We start from the raw sequence: 16,967 nt of genomic DNA, 5'->3' as shown, positions 1-16,967 counted from the left end.
ACAAGGGAGAGATTGAAATGGTAAAAGTATATTATAACGGTGATATCAAAGAAAACGTATTGGCTGGAAAAACAGTAGCGGTTATCGGGTACGGTTCGCAAGGCCACGCGCATGCCCTGAACCTAAAAGAAAGCGGCGTTGACGTTATCGTCGGTGTTAGACAAGGAAAATCTTTCGCTCAGGCCCAAGAAGACGGACATAAAGTATTTTCAGTAAAAGAAGCGGCAGCTCAAGCCGAAATCATCATGGTTCTGCTTCCTGATGAACAGCAGCAAAAAGTATACGAAGCTGAAATCAAAGATGAATTGACAGCTGGAAAATCATTGGTGTTCGCTCACGGATTTAACGTTCATTTCCATCAAATTGTTCCTCCGGCGGATGTAGATGTATTCTTGGTAGCGCCTAAAGGTCCGGGACACTTGGTAAGAAGAACATATGAGCAAGGAGCTGGCGTACCGGCATTGTTCGCGATTTATCAAGATGTGACTGGAGAAGCAAGAGACAAAGCCCTTGCATATGCAAAAGGAATCGGCGGCGCAAGAGCAGGCGTTTTGGAAACGACATTTAAAGAAGAAACAGAAACAGATTTGTTCGGTGAGCAAGCAGTTCTTTGCGGCGGATTAAGCGCGCTTGTAAAAGCCGGATTTGAAACATTAACTGAAGCAGGTTATCAGCCTGAACTTGCATACTTCGAGTGTCTTCACGAGCTGAAATTAATCGTAGACCTTATGTACGAAGAAGGACTGGCAGGAATGAGATATTCAATCTCTGACACAGCGCAGTGGGGAGATTTTGTATCAGGACCTCGCGTTGTTGACGCTAAAGTAAAAGAATCTATGAAAGAAGTATTAAAAGATATCCAAAACGGTACATTCGCAAAAGAGTGGATCGTCGAAAACCAAGTAAACCGTCCTCGTTTCAACGCCATCAATGCGAGCGAGAACGAACATCAAATCGAAGTGGTGGGAAGAAAGCTTCGTGAAATGATGCCGTTTGTGAAACAAGGCAAGAAGAAGGAAGCGGTGGTCTCCGTTGCGCAAAATTAATTTTTTCGATACGACGCTTCGTGATGGTGAACAGTCCCCTGGCGTGAACTTAAATACTCAGGAGAAACTTGCCATAGCAAAGCAGCTCGAAAGACTCGGGGCAGATATCATTGAAGCGGGGTTTCCCGCTTCGTCCCGAGGTGACTTTTTAGCTGTTCAGGAAATTGCAAGAACCATTAAAAATTGTTCAGTGACTGGTCTTGCTCGTTGTGTAAAAGGTGATATTGATGCTGCTTGGGAAGCGTTAAAGGACGGTGCTTACCCTAGAATTCACGTATTTATCGCTACATCGGACATTCATTTGAAACACAAGCTGAAAATGACTCGTGAGCAAGTGATTAAAAGAGCGGTTGAAATGGTGAAATACGCAAAAGAACGTTTTCCTGTTGTGCAATGGTCAGCTGAAGATGCCTGCCGCACTGAACTGCCGTTTTTAGCGGAAATCGTTGAGAAAGTCATTGACGCAGGCGCAAGTGTTATTAATCTTCCGGACACGGTCGGCTACCTGGCCCCAGCGGAATACGGAAATATCTTTAAATATATGAAGGAAAACGTTCCGAACATTCATCAAGCAAAGCTTTCGGCCCACTGTCATGATGATTTGGGAATGGCAGTCGCAAACTCTCTTGCTGCGATTGAAAATGGCGCTGATCAAATTGAATGCGCTGTGAACGGAATCGGTGAAAGAGCCGGAAACGCGGCATTAGAGGAAATTGCCGTTGCCCTTCATATCAGAAAAGATTTCTATCAAGTTGAAACAGGCATTACATTGAACGAGATTAAGCGAACAAGCGATTTAGTAAGCAAGTTGACAGGCATGGCTGTTCCGCGCAATAAAGCGGTTGTGGGCGATAATGCATTTGCTCATGAATCAGGCATCCATCAGGACGGCTTCTTAAAAGAAAAATCGACTTATGAAATTATTTCACCGGAGCTTGTCGGCGTAACAGCAGATGCGCTTGTCCTAGGGAAACATTCCGGACGCCACGCATTTAAAGACCGGCTGACTGCTTTAGGATTCCAATTTGATAGTGAAGAGATTAATAAATTCTTTACGATGTTCAAAGAGTTGACTGAGAAGAAAAAAGAAATCACTGATGAGGATCTTGTTTCTCTTATTTTAGAAGAAAAAGTAACAGATCGCAAGATTGGGTATGAATTTCTTTCCCTGCAAGTGCATTACGGAACAAGTCAGGTTCCTACGGCTACACTTTCTTTGAAAAATCAAGAAAACGCAGAGCTTATTCAGGAAGCGGCAACTGGAGCAGGAAGCGTGGAAGCGATCTACAACACGCTTGAGCGCTGCATCGATAAAGACGTGGAGCTCTTGGACTACCGCATTCAGTCCAACAGAAAAGGCGAAGACGCATTTGCCCAGGTTTATGTAAGAGTTTTGGTGAACGGAAAAGAATCAGCAGGGCGGGGCATAGCGCAAGACGTATTAGAAGCTTCAGCGAAAGCCTATTTGAATGCAGTCAACCGTCAACTGGTTTTCCAGTCGAATATGAGCGGACTTAAAAACCATACAGCTGTCGGATCATAAAAGAAAGGAGTACGGTTAACTTGAAGAAACGTATTGCTCTATTGCCCGGAGACGGGATCGGCCCTGAAGTATTAGAATCAGCGACAGACGTACTGAAAAGTGTTGCCGAACGCTTTAACCATGAATTTGAATTTGAATATGGCCTGATTGGAGGGGCGGCGATTGATGAACATAACAATCCCCTTCCGGAGGAAACAGTTACGGCTTGTAAAAATGCGGACGCTATATTGCTTGGCGCTGTCGGCGGACCGAAATGGGATCAAAATCCTTCGGAGCTGAGACCTGAAAAAGGGCTGCTCAGCATCAGAAAACAGCTTGATTTGTTTGCGAATTTGCGGCCTGTGAAGGTGTTTGAAAGCCTTTCTGACGCTTCGCCTTTGAAAAAAGAATATATAGATAACGTTGATTTTGTTATCGTCCGTGAGCTGACAGGCGGCTTGTATTTCGGCCAGCCGAGCAAACGCTATGTAAACACTGAAGGCGAGCAGGAAGCTGTAGACACGCTGTTTTATAAGCGGACGGAAATTGAACGTGTGATCAGAGAGGGCTTTAAAATGGCGGCAGCCAGAAAAGGCAAAGTGACCTCTGTTGATAAAGCGAACGTACTTGAATCAAGCAGGCTTTGGCGTGAAGTGGCTGAAGACGTTGCAAAAGATTTTCCTGATGTGAAGCTGGAGCACATGCTTGTGGATAACGCGGCCATGCAGCTGATTTATGCACCGAATCAATTTGATGTCGTGGTGACTGAAAATATGTTCGGTGATATTTTAAGCGATGAAGCGTCCATGCTTACAGGCTCACTCGGAATGCTCCCGTCAGCCAGCCTATCAAGCTCAGGCCTTCATCTGTTTGAGCCTGTTCATGGCTCCGCGCCTGACATAGCCGGCAAAGGGATGGCTAATCCATTCGCGGCCATATTGTCAGCGGCAATGCTTTTGAGAACATCTTTCGGGCTTGAAGAGGAAGCGAAAGCTGTAGAGGATGCGGTTAACAAAGTCTTGGCTTCCGGAAAAAGAACAAGAGACTTGGCACGAGGCGAAGAGTTCAGCAGCACTCAGGCCATTACAGAGGAAGTTAAGGCAGCAATAATGAGTGAAAATACAATTTCTAATGTGTGACAGCTTTGTTAAGCGGTCTTAGTTCATAGGTAGAGGGAGGAAATAAAAGATGATGCCTCGAACAATCATCGAAAAGATTTGGGATCAGCATATTGTAAAACATGGTGAGGGAAAACCGGATCTTCTCTATATTGATTTGCATCTTATTCATGAGGTGACGTCTCCTCAGGCATTTGAAGGGTTGAGACAAAAGGGAAGGAAGGTCAGAAGACCGCAAAACACATTTGCGACAATGGACCACAACATCCCGACCGTCAATCGTTTTGAGATAAAGGATGAAGTTGCGAAACGCCAGGTGACGGCGCTTGAACGAAACTGTGAAGAATTTGGCGTGCGCCTTGCCGATCTTCACAGTGTGGATCAAGGGATTGTCCATGTCGTCGGTCCTGAACTGGGCTTAACACTTCCGGGGAAAACGATTGTATGCGGCGACAGCCATACATCAACCCATGGCGCATTCGGCGCCCTTGCATTTGGAATCGGGACGAGTGAAGTTGAACATGTTCTTTCCACACAGACACTGTGGCAGCAGCGTCCGAAAACACTTGAAGTGCGCGTAGACGGAACGCTTCAAAAAGGGGTAACGGCAAAGGATGTCATTCTTGCTGTCATCGGCAAATACGGTGTGAAATTCGGCACTGGCTATGTCATTGAATACACTGGGGAAGTATTCAGAAATATGACGATGGATGAGCGGATGACCGTTTGTAACATGTCAATTGAAGCAGGGGCAAGAGCAGGTTTGATTGCACCTGACGAGGTGACATTTGAATATTGCAAAAACCGCAAGTACACGCCAAAAGGCGAAGAATTTGACAAGGCCGTAGAGGAATGGAAGGCGCTGCGCACAGATCCGGGCGCTGTTTACGATAAATCTATCGTCCTTGACGGCAACGACATTTCTCCTATGGTGACATGGGGCATCAACCCGGGAATGGTTCTTCCTGTCGATTCTGAGGTTCCTGCCCCGGAAAGCTTTTCCGCGGAAGATGACAAAAAAGAAGCGATTCGCGCTTATGAATATATGGGGCTGACTCCTCATCAGAAAATAGAAGATATCAAAGTGGAGCACGTATTTATCGGTTCCTGCACAAATTCTCGCATGACTGACCTTCGCCAGGCTGCTGATATGATCAAAGGGAAGAAGGTAGCTGACAGCGTAAGAGCCATTGTTGTTCCCGGATCTCAAAGCGTGAAGCTACAGGCTGAGAAAGAAGGGATTGACCAAATTTTCTTGGAAGCTGGATTTGAATGGAGAGAGTCAGGCTGCAGCATGTGTTTAAGCATGAATAATGACGTTGTTCCTGAGGGAGAGCGCTGTGCGTCAACCTCTAACCGCAACTTTGAGGGCAGACAAGGAAAAGGTGCGAGAACACATCTCGTCAGCCCGGCAATGGCTGCGATGGCCGCCATTCACGGACACTTCGTTGATGTCAGAAAGTTTTATCAGGAAAAATCAGTTGTGTAAGGAGTGCGCGAGATGGAACCTTTGAAAACACATACGGGGAAAGCGGCCGTATTAAATCGAATCAATGTTGACACAGATCAAATTATTCCTAAGCAATTTTTGAAGAGGATTGAAAGAACAGGCTACGGCCGTTTTGCATTCTTTGACTGGAGATATGATGCGAACGGTGAACCGAACCCTGAATTTGAATTAAACCAGCCGGCTTATCAAGGCGCTTCCATTTTAATAGCAGGAGAAAACTTCGGCTGCGGATCATCACGTGAACACGCTCCGTGGGCACTTGATGATTATGGATTTAAAATCATTATTGCGCCGTCATTTGCTGATATTTTCCACCAGAACTGCTTTAAAAACGGTATGCTGCCGATTCGCATGCCATATGACAATTGGAAAAAGCTTGTCGGTCAGTATGAAAACCAGTCATTGCAGATGACTGTTGACCTTGAAAATCAGCTTATTCATGATAGTGAAGGCAATCAAATTTCATTCGAAGTGGATCCGCATTGGAAAGAGATGCTCATCAACGGCTATGATGAAATTTCATTAACGCTTTTGCTTGAAGATGAAATCAAGGAATTTGAATCACAAAGAAGCTCTTGGCTTAAAGCCTGAAAAAGCTGCCGGCATCTGTCCGGCGGCTTTTTTTGCCTGATGAAACCTTTCATTTCTTGTGTTTGTTCACAGGTGTTGATACACTTGAACAAAATAAATGCCTGAAAGGAATATAGGTATGACGCATGACAAGAAGAACGCAAAAATTATTCCTTTTCCTCATCTGAAAGACCGTCTTGTGGAAAAAGGGATGGCATCACTGAAGGAAAAAAAGTATCAAGAAGCGCTTGAGCTGTTTTCAGAAGCGATGAAATATGATGATACTGAATCCGATCTTCACTTAGGGATGGCCATCTGCTTTTTAGAGCTGGGCGAGTTGGAAGAGGCAAAAAGCGTGTGCGAGAAGATGCTCAAAGAAGGCTATGGCCATTATTTTACGGTTTTGCAGGTGTACATGACCATCTTAATTCAGCTCAAAAAATACGAAGAAGTCAAAAGCACCATTGAAGCCGTTTTAGAAGAAAACCAGCTGCCTGCGGAAAGTGCAGAGCAATTTTATAAGCTGCTTGATTTCAGCCGTAAAATGACTGATCCGGAGCGTGAGGACGAGGCTTGGGCCGAGGAATATGAGGATACCATTGACACTGAGAAAGTGCTGGCAAGCCCTGAGGAGCAAATGAATTTAATTCATTCCTTAAAAGACCGCAATGTAGCGAAGTATACGGGACTGCTGAAAACAATTCTTCAAGACCCCTCAGCTCACCCGATTATCAAAACGATGATTGTCATGTTATTGGCCGAACATGAGTACAGCAAACCCGTACACATTACTAAATTTGGCGAGTCTTTGACAATTGAACCGTCTGAGATTGTCCCGCCTGATGCCGCTCCGATTTTACACCGTGTGCTACGGGTGCTGGATGAGACGCTTGGAAATGAAAATCCAACCTTATACGCGGCAGTAGAAGAACTGTGGAGAAGACATCTGTACGTTTTATATCCGTTCCAGCCGAAATTGCTATCGGCCGATCTTTGGGCGGCTGCCCTGCATAAAGTCGGTTACGAGATGCACGGGATTGAAATTGAAAGAGAAGAACTTCATATGATGTATGAGTTTACCGACAGAGAACTCGATGAAGCGTGCACAATGATAAAAGATATTGAAGAAATTTCTTATTTGTAAATCGCGCCATATAGTTGAAAGCGCTATGTGTTATGTTATAATATAATGGTTGTATTTGTGTATAACGGGTTATAAGAAATACGGTTGGACAGGCTTTGCAGTTCATTATTAACATCTATACATAATGATTCTGATCTTTGGCAGCTTTGTTTTTGTTGGACGAAGCCGAATGATTGCTTTAGAATGGAAGACCGACACAACCTGAATAGATTTTTGGAGGGAAACACATGTCTGTAAAATGGGAAAAACAAGAAGGCAACGAAGGCGTTTTAACGGTTGAAGTTGATGCTGAAACGTTTAAAACAGCACTTGATGATGCATTTAAAAAAGTAGTAAAACAAGTTTCAATTCCTGGATTCCGTAAAGGTAAAATTCCTCGCGGATTATTCGAACAGCGCTTTGGCGTAGAAGCTCTTTACCAAGATGCTTTGGATATTCTTCTTCCTGTAGAATACCCTAAAGCGGTTGAAGAAGCTGGAATCGAGCCGGTAGACCGTCCTGAAATCGATGTTGAAAAAATCGAAAAAGGCGAAAGCTTAATCTTCACTGCGAAAGTAACAGTAAAACCTGAAGTGAAGCTTGGCGACTACAAAGGCTTAGGTATTGAAAAAGACGACACAGCTGTAACTGACGAAGATGTTCAAAACGAACTAAAAGCGCTTCAAGAGCGTCAAGCTGAGCTCGTTGTAAAAGAAGAAGGCGCTGTTGAAGAAGGAAACACAGTTGTTCTTGATTTCGAAGGATTCGTTGACGGCGAAGCGTTCGAAGGCGGAAAAGCTGAAAACTACTCTCTAGAAGTTGGTTCTGGTTCATTCATCCCTGGCTTCGAAGATCAGTTAGTCGGCCTTGAAGCAGGTGCTGAGAAGGATGTTGAAGTGACATTCCCTGAAGAGTATCACGCTGAAGAGCTTGCAGGCAAACCAGCTGTGTTCAAAGTGAAAATTCACGAAATCAAAGCGAAAGAGCTTCCTGAGCTTGACGATGAATTCGCAAAAGATATCGATGAAGAAGTGGAAACACTTGCTGAATTAACTGAAAAAACAAAGAAACGTTTAGAAGAAGCAAAAGAAAACGAAGCTGACGCTAAATTGCGTGAAGAGCTTGTTCTGAAAGCTTCTGAAAATGCTGAAATCGATGTGCCGCAAGCAATGGTCGACACTGAGCTTGACCGCATGCTGAAAGAATTCGAACAGCGTCTGCAAATGCAAGGCATGAACCTTGAGCTTTACACTCAATTCTCAGGCCAAGATGAAGCTGCGTTAAAAGAGCAAATGAAAGAAGATGCTGAAAAACGCGTAAAATCTAACCTGACTCTTGAGGCGATTGCGAAAGCGGAAAACCTTGAAGTATCAGATGAGGAAGTTGATGCTGAGCTTTCTAAAATGGCTGAAGCATACAACATGCCTGTTGAAAATATTAAACAAGCCATCGGTTCTACTGACGCGATGAAGGAAGATTTAAAAGTTCGCAAAGCAATTGATTTTCTTGTAGAAAACCGTTAATATGGTGCATAATAATAGTAATAATAAAACAGGGCGCGAATGATTCGTGCCTTGTTTTGTACAATTATGATATATCTCTTTTTCTTGGGGCAAGATAGTTAATGCAAGGCTGTTTTTTGTCATACATATAGAATGTGCAAGTCAGAAACACATTGTTACCGTCTTTTTGGAAAGTATGGTAAAATGCAATACATACTCGTTCGTTTCAAGAATCATTTTCTTTTGCTCTGCCGGTAAAAGAAAAAGTGAGACAAGATTAAGGGGTGAAAGAATGTTTAAATTTAACGAGGAAAAAGGACAATTAAAATGCTCGTTCTGTGGAAAAACACAAGATCAGGTTCGTAAGCTTGTAGCCGGACCTGGTGTATATATATGTGACGAATGTATCGAACTCTGCACTGAAATTGTGGAAGAAGAACTCGGAACTGAAGAAGAAGTAGAATTTAAAGACGTACCGAAGCCTCAGGAAATCCGCGAAATTCTAAATGAATATGTCATCGGCCAGGATCAAGCGAAGAAATCACTCGCTGTTGCTGTGTATAACCACTATAAGCGCATTAACTCCAACAGCAAAGTTGATGATGTTGAGCTTTCGAAAAGTAATATTTCATTAATCGGTCCTACAGGAAGCGGTAAAACCCTTCTGGCGCAAACATTGGCTCGTATTTTAAATGTGCCGTTTGCGATTGCGGACGCTACGTCTTTGACTGAAGCTGGATACGTGGGTGAAGATGTAGAGAATATTCTCTTGAAGCTCATCCAAGCTGCTGACTATGATGTAGAAAAAGCCGAAAAAGGCATTATCTATATTGATGAAATCGATAAAGTGGCAAGAAAATCAGAAAACCCGTCTATTACACGTGACGTGTCAGGCGAAGGTGTTCAGCAGGCGTTGCTTAAAATTCTTGAGGGTACAGTGGCAAGCGTGCCGCCTCAAGGAGGACGTAAGCATCCTCATCAAGAATTCATTCAAATTGACACAACAAATATTTTGTTCATTTGCGGCGGTGCTTTTGATGGCATCGAACAAATCATCAAACGCCGTTTAGGCCAAAAAGTGATTGGATTCGGTGGGGACAATAAAGCTGCTGATCTGGAGAAAGAAGATCTTCTTTCAAAAGTGCTTCCTGAAGACTTGCTTCGCTTCGGGTTAATTCCTGAATTTATCGGACGTCTTCCGGTTATTGCAAGCCTTGAAAAGCTCGACGAGGAAGCGTTGGTTGCGATCTTAACAAAACCGAAAAACGCTCTTGTTAAGCAATTCAAGAAAATGCTTGAGCTTGACAATGTTGAACTTGAGTTTGAAGAAGAAGCGCTTTCTGAAATTGCTAAAAAAGCAATTGAACGCAAGACTGGCGCGCGCGGACTCCGTTCTATCATTGAAGGTATTATGCTTGATGTGATGTTTGAGCTGCCTTCCCGTGATGACATTGAAAAATGTGTGATTACCGGGGCAACTGTAACACACGGAGAGCCTCCTCGCCTCTTATTAAAAGACGGCACTGAGGTAAGCCAAGATAAAACATCTGCATAAAGATAAGCACGAACCTCCTGAGTGGTGACATTCAGGAGGTTTTTTTGTCCTGCAAACTCTTCCGGAAAAACGTTTATTCCCGTCTTCTATGGGAGATACTAGCAATCAGAGGAATGAATTGGATACATAAATTGTTTTTCAGGAGGGACCATCATGAGTTGGACAGGGATCGCGTTATTTATTCAGCTGTTTTTTGGGATCATCATTGGTTTGTATTTTTGGAATTTGCTTAAAAATCAAAGGACACAAAAGGTCACGATAGATAAGGAATCAAAGAAGGAAATGGAGCAGCTTCGGAAAATGCGCGCTATCAGCTTGTCCGAGCCATTATCTGAAAAGGTCCGCCCTAAAAGCTTTCAAGATATCGTCGGACAGGAAGACGGCATTAAAGCATTAAAGGCGGCTTTATGCGGGCCGAATCCACAGCATGTCATTGTCTATGGACCTCCGGGCGTCGGGAAAACAGCTGCTGCACGGCTTGTGTTAGAAGAAGCGAAAAAACATAAACAATCACCGTTTAAAGAACAGGCTGTTTTTGTGGAACTCGATGCGACAACAGCTCGTTTTGATGAAAGAGGAATTGCCGATCCGCTCATCGGCTCTGTCCATGACCCCATATACCAAGGGGCCGGAGCAATGGGACAGGCGGGGATTCCGCAGCCGAAGCAGGGAGCTGTTACCCATGCCCATGGCGGTGTGCTGTTTATTGATGAAATAGGGGAGCTGCATCCTATTCAAATGAATAAAATGCTGAAGGTGCTTGAGGACAGAAAAGTCTTTTTAGACAGTGCGTATTACAGTGAGGAAAACACACAAATCCCGAATCATATTCACGATATTTTTCAAAATGGGCTGCCGGCTGATTTTCGTCTGATTGGCGCGACGACAAGAATGCCGAACGAAATTCCACCAGCTATCCGATCCCGCTGTTTAGAGGTGTTTTTCCGTGAGCTTGAAAAGGATGAGCTGAAAACCGTTGCCAAAACAGCAGCGGATAAAATTGAAAAAAACATTTCCGATGAAAGTCTGGATCTGCTGACCAGCTATACACGGAACGGGCGGGAAGCTGTTAATATGATTCAAATCGCAGCGGGAATGGCGGTAACAGAGAATCGGAAAGACATTACGATTGAGGATATTGAATGGGTCATTCATTCCAGCCAGCTTACTCCAAAGCACGAGCAGAAAATCGGCGCTGAACCGCAGGTCGGCATTGTAAATGGGCTTGCCGTATATGGACCTAACAGCGGGTCGCTGCTGGAAATCGAAGTGAGTGTAACCCCGGCTCAGGATAAAGGGTCAATTAATATCACGGGTATAGCTGAAGAAGAAAGCATCGGCAGCCAATCCAAATCAATCCGGCGAAAAAGCATGGCGAAGGGTTCGGTTGAAAATGTGTTAACCGTGCTCCGGACAATGGGAATGAAGCCGTCTGATTATGATATTCACATCAATTTCCCAGGAGGGATTCCAATTGACGGTCCGTCGGCGGGCATCGCGATGGCTGCAGGAATTTTCTCGGCGATTCACAAAATTCCAATTGACAATACCATTGCCATGACGGGTGAAATCAGCTTGAACGGTCTTGTGAAACCCATTGGAGGCGTGATTCCGAAAATAAAAGCGGCCAAGCAGTCCGGTGCGAAAAAGGTGATTATCCCATATGAAAATCAGCAGTCGATTTTAAAGCAGATTGATGGAATCACGATTATTGCAGTAAAGACGTTCCAGGAAGTGCTTGATGAAATTTTAGTGAATCCGCCAACGGAACAAAAGCCGTTTAATATTGAAATCAATAAAGAATCCGTTTAACCCTATTTTTAAAAATAGGGTTTTTTTCATGAAGGACATCTTTTCCTTTTTCATATCAGAAAGAAAGGGTATACTACGAGGAGACTGTTTTATAGAAAATGGACCCATGCCGTTTATTGTACAAGGATGAAAAAGTTGTATTATAATGGTTCATACTAAAGTCACGGAGGTGTCAGTCACATGGCAGAAGAATTAAAACGCAGCATCCCGCTCCTCCCTTTAAGAGGTTTATTAGTGTACCCGACGATGGTTTTACATTTAGATGTAGGACGTGACAAGTCGGTTCAGGCCCTTGAACAGGCAATGATGCATGATCATATGATATTTTTAGCCACTCAGCAGGATATTTCGATAGACGAACCGGGTGAAGATGAGATTTTTACTGTCGGCACCTATACAAAAATTAAGCAAATGCTGAAGCTTCCGAACGGTACGATTCGTGTGTTGGTTGAGGGCCTTAAGCGCGCCCAAATCGTCAAATACAATGAGCATGAGGATTACACGTCGGTCGACATTCAGCTGATTCATGAAGATGAATCGAAAGATACAGAAGACGAAGCATTGATGCGGACTTTGTTAGATCACTTTGATCAGTACATAAAAATTTCTAAAAAAATCTCGGCCGAAACATACGCCGCGGTTACTGATATCGAAGAGCCAGGGAGAATGGCAGACATCGTTGCTTCTCACCTGCCCCTTAAACTAAAGGATAAGCAGGATATTTTAGAAACGGCTGACGTCAAAGACAGGCTGAACAAGGTTATTGATTTTATTAATAATGAAAAAGAAGTGCTTGAGATCGAGAAAAAGATCGGCCAGCGCGTCAAACGTTCGATGGAGCGTACGCAGAAGGAATACTACTTGCGCGAACAGATGAAGGCGATCCAAAAAGAGCTTGGCGATAAAGAAGGCAAAACAGGCGAAGTTCAGACACTGACGGAAAAAATCGAAGAAGCAGGCATGCCCGACCATGTGAAGGAAACCGCGCTTAAGGAATTGAACAGATACGAAAAAATTCCGTCAAGTTCCGCAGAAAGCTCTGTCATCCGCAACTATATCGACTGGCTGATTGCTCTCCCGTGGACGGATGAGACAGATGATAAGCTTGATTTGAAAGAGGCAGGACGCCTCTTGGACGAAGAGCATCACGGACTTGAAAAAGTGAAAGAACGTATCTTAGAATATTTGGCTGTCCAGAAGCTGACAAAATCCCTGAAAGGTCCGATTCTCTGCTTGGCGGGACCTCCTGGTGTCGGGAAAACGTCTTTAGCCAAATCAATTGCAAAAAGCTTGGACCGGAAATTCGTCAGAATCTCACTCGGCGGCGTGCGTGACGAATCAGAGATCCGCGGACACAGACGGACCTATGTCGGAGCAATGCCTGGACGCATTATTCAAGGCATGAAAAAAGCCGGCAAGCTGAATCCGGTCTTCTTATTAGACGAAATTGACAAAATGTCATCTGATTTCAGAGGCGACCCGTCATCTGCTATGCTTGAAGTGCTTGATCCAGAGCAAAACAGCACCTTCAGTGATCACTATATTGAAGAAACCTTTGATTTATCAAAAGTGCTGTTTATCGCAACGGCGAACAATTTGGCCACGATCCCGGGCCCGCTTAGAGACAGAATGGAAATTATTAATATTGCGGGTTATACAGAAGTAGAAAAGCTCGAAATTGTAAAAGACCACCTGCTTCCAAAGCAAATCAAGGAACACGGGCTCAAGAAAAGCAACTTGCAGCTTCGTGACCAGGCGATTCTCGATATCATCCGCTACTATACGAGAGAAGCGGGTGTGAGAAGTCTTGAACGCCAGCTTGCCGCGATTTGCCGTAAGGCCGCAAAAGCCATTGTTGCTGAAGAGCGAAAACGGATTACGGTCACTGAGAAGAATCTTCAGGACTTTATCGGAAAACGCATTTTCAGATACGGACAAGCTGAAACAGAAGACCAGATAGGTGTAGTTACAGGGCTTGCCTATACAACCGTCGGCGGAGATACGCTGTCTATTGAAGTATCGCTTTCTCCGGGGAAAGGAAAATTGATCCTGACAGGAAAGCTCGGAGATGTCATGAGAGAGTCAGCTCAGGCTGCATTCAGCTATGTGCGTTCAAAAACAGAAGAACTTGGCATTGAACCTGACTTTCATGAGAAGTATGATATTCATATACATGTACCTGAGGGTGCGGTGCCTAAAGATGGTCCGTCAGCCGGTATTACGATGGCGACAGCGCTTGTTTCTGCTTTAACTGGGCGGGCGGTTTCACGCGAAGTCGGCATGACTGGGGAAATCACGCTACGCGGACGTGTGCTGCCGATCGGCGGATTGAAGGAAAAAGCGCTTGGCGCGCATAGAGCGGGATTAACGACCATCATTGCGCCTAAAGAGAATGAAAAAGATATAGAGGATATTCCGGAAAGCGTCAGAGAAGGGCTGACATTTATATTGGCGTCCCACTTAGACGAAGTTTTGGAACATGCCTTAGTAGGAGAGAAGAAATGAAAGTCACAAAATCAGAAATCGTGATCAGTGCAGTTAAGCCGGAACAGTACCCTGAGGGCGGGCTTCCGGAAATTGCACTGGCCGGAAGATCGAACGTGGGAAAATCATCTTTTATCAATTCATTAATCAATCGCAAAAATCTTGCGAGAACATCATCTAAACCGGGAAAAACACAAACGCTCAATTTCTACATTATCAATGATGAGTTGCATTTTGTGGATGTACCGGGCTACGGTTTTGCCAAAGTGTCAAAATCTGAGCGTGAAGCTTGGGGCAGAATGATTGAAACCTACATCACGACACGCGAGGAATTGAAAGCAGTGGTGCAGATCGTTGATTTGCGGCATGCGCCGTCTAATGATGATGTGCAGATGTATGAATTCTTAAAGTATTACGGCATTCCTGTTATTGTTATCGCTACAAAGGCGGATAAGATCCCGAAAGGAAAATGGGACAAACACGCGAAGGTTGTCCGACAGACATTAAATATTGATCCGGAAGACGAACTGATTCTCTTCTCCTCAGAAACGAAAAAGGGGAAAGATGAAGCTTGGGGAGCGATCAAAAAAATGATAAACCGGTAGAGAATACTCTCTGCCGGTTTTATTTATCGTATAGATTTTTTTCGTTTTATCAATAATAACAATAAACTGATTCCAATAAAGACAAACGGCCAATACTCTTTCAGAAGCGCTGTCGGAATACGAGCAGACTCAAGCCACGCCATTATTTGTTTGAAAAAGTACAAAAACAGGGAAAAACAAATCATCGACACAGCTTCATATACATATTCTTTTTTCTGAACGGTTGAAATCAAGAGCGAGAAACCGATCAGAAAGAGAAGCATTTCAAAATCATCCGGCCACCATGTCCATTTCGGCTTTGCAAAAAAGTGCAAACCAATTCCGAAAAGAAGCAAACCGATAAAAAAATGGGGTGTGACGGCTTCTTTTTTTCCTTGATATACAAAGGCAGCGCCTAACAGCATGAGGAGAACAGGCCATTGATCCTGCCCTGAAAACAGTTCGGCTTGGCCGCTTTCAAGCCATGCATATACAGAAGCGGCAAGGAGCAGACAAGGGAATAAAATTGATTTTTGTTTCATGCAAATATCACCTTCTTGTTTTTTAGAGCTGATGTGTAGTAAAAATCTGCTGTTTTTGGTATTGTCAATAGGAATGCTTCTTTTGCGTGAAGCTTTTTCTAATATAGCATAAGAATTTTAAAATCTGTTCACATTTTACGAAAGAAACTATGTTATAATTATTATAAATAATGAGTTCTATGTTAGAATGATTATAAATAAAGATTGGGTGTTGGGGGTGTAATTAAAGCGATGCATATACTTGTTGTGGGAGTAGATTATAAATCCGCCCCTATTGAGATACGTGAAAAAGTAAGCTTTCAGCCAAATGAGCTGGCAGAAGCGATGGTGCAGCTGAAAGAAGAGAAAAGCATTCTTGAAAACATCATCGTTTCCACCTGCAACCGCACCGAAATTTATGCGGTAGTCGACCAGCTCCATACCGGCCGTTATTATATAAAAAAGTTTTTAGCTGATTGGTTTCAACTAAGCAAAGAAGAGCTGTCACCGTTCTTAACATTTTACGAGAGCGATGCGGCTGTTGAGCATTTATTCCGTGTAGCCTGCGGACTTGATTCGATGGTGATTGGCGAAACGCAGATTCTCGGCCAAGTGCGCGACAGCTTTAAAACAGCTCAGCTAGAAAAAACGATCGGGACGATTTTTAATGAGCTGTTTAAGCAGGCTGTTACGGTGGGTAAACGGACTCACGCTGAAACAGACATTGGCTCAAATGCAGTGTCAGTAAGCTATGCAGCAGTTGAACTTGCGAAAAAAATCTTCGGAAACCTTTCAAGCAAGCACATCTTGATTCTCGGTGCGGGAAAAATGGGCGAGCTTGCAGCGGAAAACCTGCACGGACAGGGAATCGGCAAGGTTACTGTCATTAACCGAACTTACTTGAAAGCGAAGGAGCTTGCAGACCGTTTCTCCGGTGAAGCGAGAAGCTTGAATCAGCTTGAAAGCGCGCTTGCGGAGGCCGATATTTTAATCAGTTCAACCGGCGCAAGTGATTTTGTCGTGTCCAAAGAGATGATGGAAAACGCGAATAAGCTTCGTAAGGGACGTCCGCTGTTTATGGTGGACATTGCTGTGCCAAGAGATCTTGATCCGGCGCTGAATGACCTTGAAGGTGTTTTCCTTTATGATATCGATGATCTGGAAGGCATTGTAGAAGCGAACATGAAAGAGCGGAGAGAAACCGCTGAAAAAGTTGAACTGTTAATTGAAGAAACCATTGTGGAGTTTAAACAATGGCTAAATACACTTGGGGTTGTGCCAGTTATTTCCGCATTGCGCGAAAAGGCGCTTGCCATCCAGTCAGAAACGATGGACAGTATCGAGCGGAAGCTGCCGCACTTGAGCACAAGAGAGAAAAAACTGTTGAACAAACATACCAAAAGTATCATTAATCAAATGCTGCGCGATCCGATATTAAAGGTGAAAGAGCTTGCAGCAGATGCTGATTCTGAAGAAAAGCTGGCCTTGTTTATGCAGATCTTTGATATTGAAGAAGCTGCGGGCCGTCAAATGATAAAAACTGTCGAAAGCAGCCAAAAGGTCCATTCTTTTAAGAAGGCTGAATCAAAAGCGGGCTTTGCCCCACTTGTAAGTGAGTGA

13 protein-coding genes are annotated in these 16,967 nt (G+C 44.0%); 12 read left to right on the top strand and 1 reads right to left on the bottom strand.

Annotated elements, in window-relative coordinates; translation table 11 throughout:
• Window positions 1–17 precede the first annotated feature (17 nt).
• The 11 genes from ilvC (at window position 18) to yihA (ending at window position 14,847) form a co-directional block, all read left to right on the top strand.
• Window positions 18–1,046, top strand: coding sequence for a ketol-acid reductoisomerase (ilvC, locus tag M1M80_RS14640; RefSeq protein ID WP_060399218.1), 1,029 nt, complete (start codon window positions 18–20; stop codon window positions 1,044–1,046).
• On the top strand, window positions 1,033–2,589 hold the full coding sequence (locus M1M80_RS14635) for a 2-isopropylmalate synthase (RefSeq protein ID WP_060399217.1): 1,557 nt from the start codon (window positions 1,033–1,035) through the stop codon (window positions 2,587–2,589). Before ilvC ends, M1M80_RS14635 begins: the two co-directional genes overlap by 14 nt.
• A gap of 20 nt (window positions 2,590–2,609) precedes the next feature.
• On the top strand, window positions 2,610–3,707 hold the full coding sequence (gene leuB, locus M1M80_RS14630; protein ID WP_060399216.1) for a 3-isopropylmalate dehydrogenase: 1,098 nt from the start codon (window positions 2,610–2,612) through the stop codon (window positions 3,705–3,707).
• 49 nt (window positions 3,708–3,756) lie between these two features.
• The gene (gene leuC, locus M1M80_RS14625; RefSeq protein WP_060399215.1) at window positions 3,757–5,175 is read left to right on the top strand and encodes a 3-isopropylmalate dehydratase large subunit; all 1,419 of its coding nucleotides are present in this window, start codon (window positions 3,757–3,759) and stop codon (window positions 5,173–5,175) included.
• 12 nt (window positions 5,176–5,187) lie between these two features.
• Window positions 5,188–5,787 (top strand): 3-isopropylmalate dehydratase small subunit, encoded by a 600-nt coding sequence (leuD, locus tag M1M80_RS14620; protein ID WP_019259087.1) that lies wholly within the window; start codon window positions 5,188–5,190, stop codon window positions 5,785–5,787.
• A gap of 118 nt (window positions 5,788–5,905) precedes the next feature.
• Window positions 5,906–6,910, top strand: coding sequence for a DNA damage checkpoint antagonist DdcA (ddcA, locus tag M1M80_RS14615; RefSeq protein WP_060399214.1), 1,005 nt, complete (start codon window positions 5,906–5,908; stop codon window positions 6,908–6,910).
• Between the two features lie 227 nt (window positions 6,911–7,137).
• Complete coding sequence (gene tig, locus M1M80_RS14610) at window positions 7,138–8,412, top strand: trigger factor (protein ID WP_019259085.1); 1,275 nt, start codon at window positions 7,138–7,140, stop codon at window positions 8,410–8,412.
• 271 nt (window positions 8,413–8,683) lie between these two features.
• Window positions 8,684–9,946 carry an ATP-dependent protease ATP-binding subunit ClpX gene (gene clpX, locus M1M80_RS14605; protein ID WP_003222561.1) on the top strand — a complete coding sequence of 421 codons (1,263 nt, stop codon included), beginning with the start codon at window positions 8,684–8,686 and terminating at the stop codon, window positions 9,944–9,946.
• Window positions 9,947–10,099: 153 nt separating this feature from the next.
• The gene (lonB, locus tag M1M80_RS14600) at window positions 10,100–11,758 is read left to right on the top strand and encodes an ATP-dependent protease LonB (RefSeq protein WP_003237608.1); all 1,659 of its coding nucleotides are present in this window, start codon (window positions 10,100–10,102) and stop codon (window positions 11,756–11,758) included.
• A gap of 180 nt (window positions 11,759–11,938) precedes the next feature.
• Window positions 11,939–14,263 carry an endopeptidase La gene (gene lon / locus M1M80_RS14595; RefSeq protein WP_003237606.1) on the top strand — a complete coding sequence of 775 codons (2,325 nt, stop codon included), beginning with the start codon at window positions 11,939–11,941 and terminating at the stop codon, window positions 14,261–14,263.
• A complete protein-coding gene (yihA, locus tag M1M80_RS14590; RefSeq protein ID WP_003229621.1) occupies window positions 14,260–14,847 on the top strand; it encodes a ribosome biogenesis GTP-binding protein YihA/YsxC in 588 nt (195 codons plus the stop codon). Before lon ends, yihA begins: the two co-directional genes overlap by 4 nt.
• Before the next feature lie 23 nt (window positions 14,848–14,870).
• Here the strand turns inward: yihA and M1M80_RS14585 are convergent, their stop codons facing one another.
• The gene (locus M1M80_RS14585; RefSeq protein ID WP_003237604.1) at window positions 14,871–15,368 is read right to left on the bottom strand and encodes a hypothetical protein; all 498 of its coding nucleotides are present in this window, start codon (window positions 15,366–15,368) and stop codon (window positions 14,871–14,873) included.
• Window positions 15,369–15,599: 231 nt separating this feature from the next.
• On the opposite strand from M1M80_RS14585, the gene hemA reads away from it, so the two are divergent.
• Window positions 15,600–16,967 carry a glutamyl-tRNA reductase gene (gene hemA, locus M1M80_RS14580; RefSeq protein ID WP_060399213.1) on the top strand — a complete coding sequence of 456 codons (1,368 nt, stop codon included), beginning with the start codon at window positions 15,600–15,602 and terminating at the stop codon, window positions 16,965–16,967.

Origin of the sequence: Bacillus inaquosorum, from assembly GCF_023238325.1 — a bacterium.
GTDB classification, from domain to species: domain Bacteria; phylum Bacillota; class Bacilli; order Bacillales; family Bacillaceae; genus Bacillus; species Bacillus inaquosorum.
This window is presented reverse-complemented; position numbering and strand designations above follow the sequence as displayed.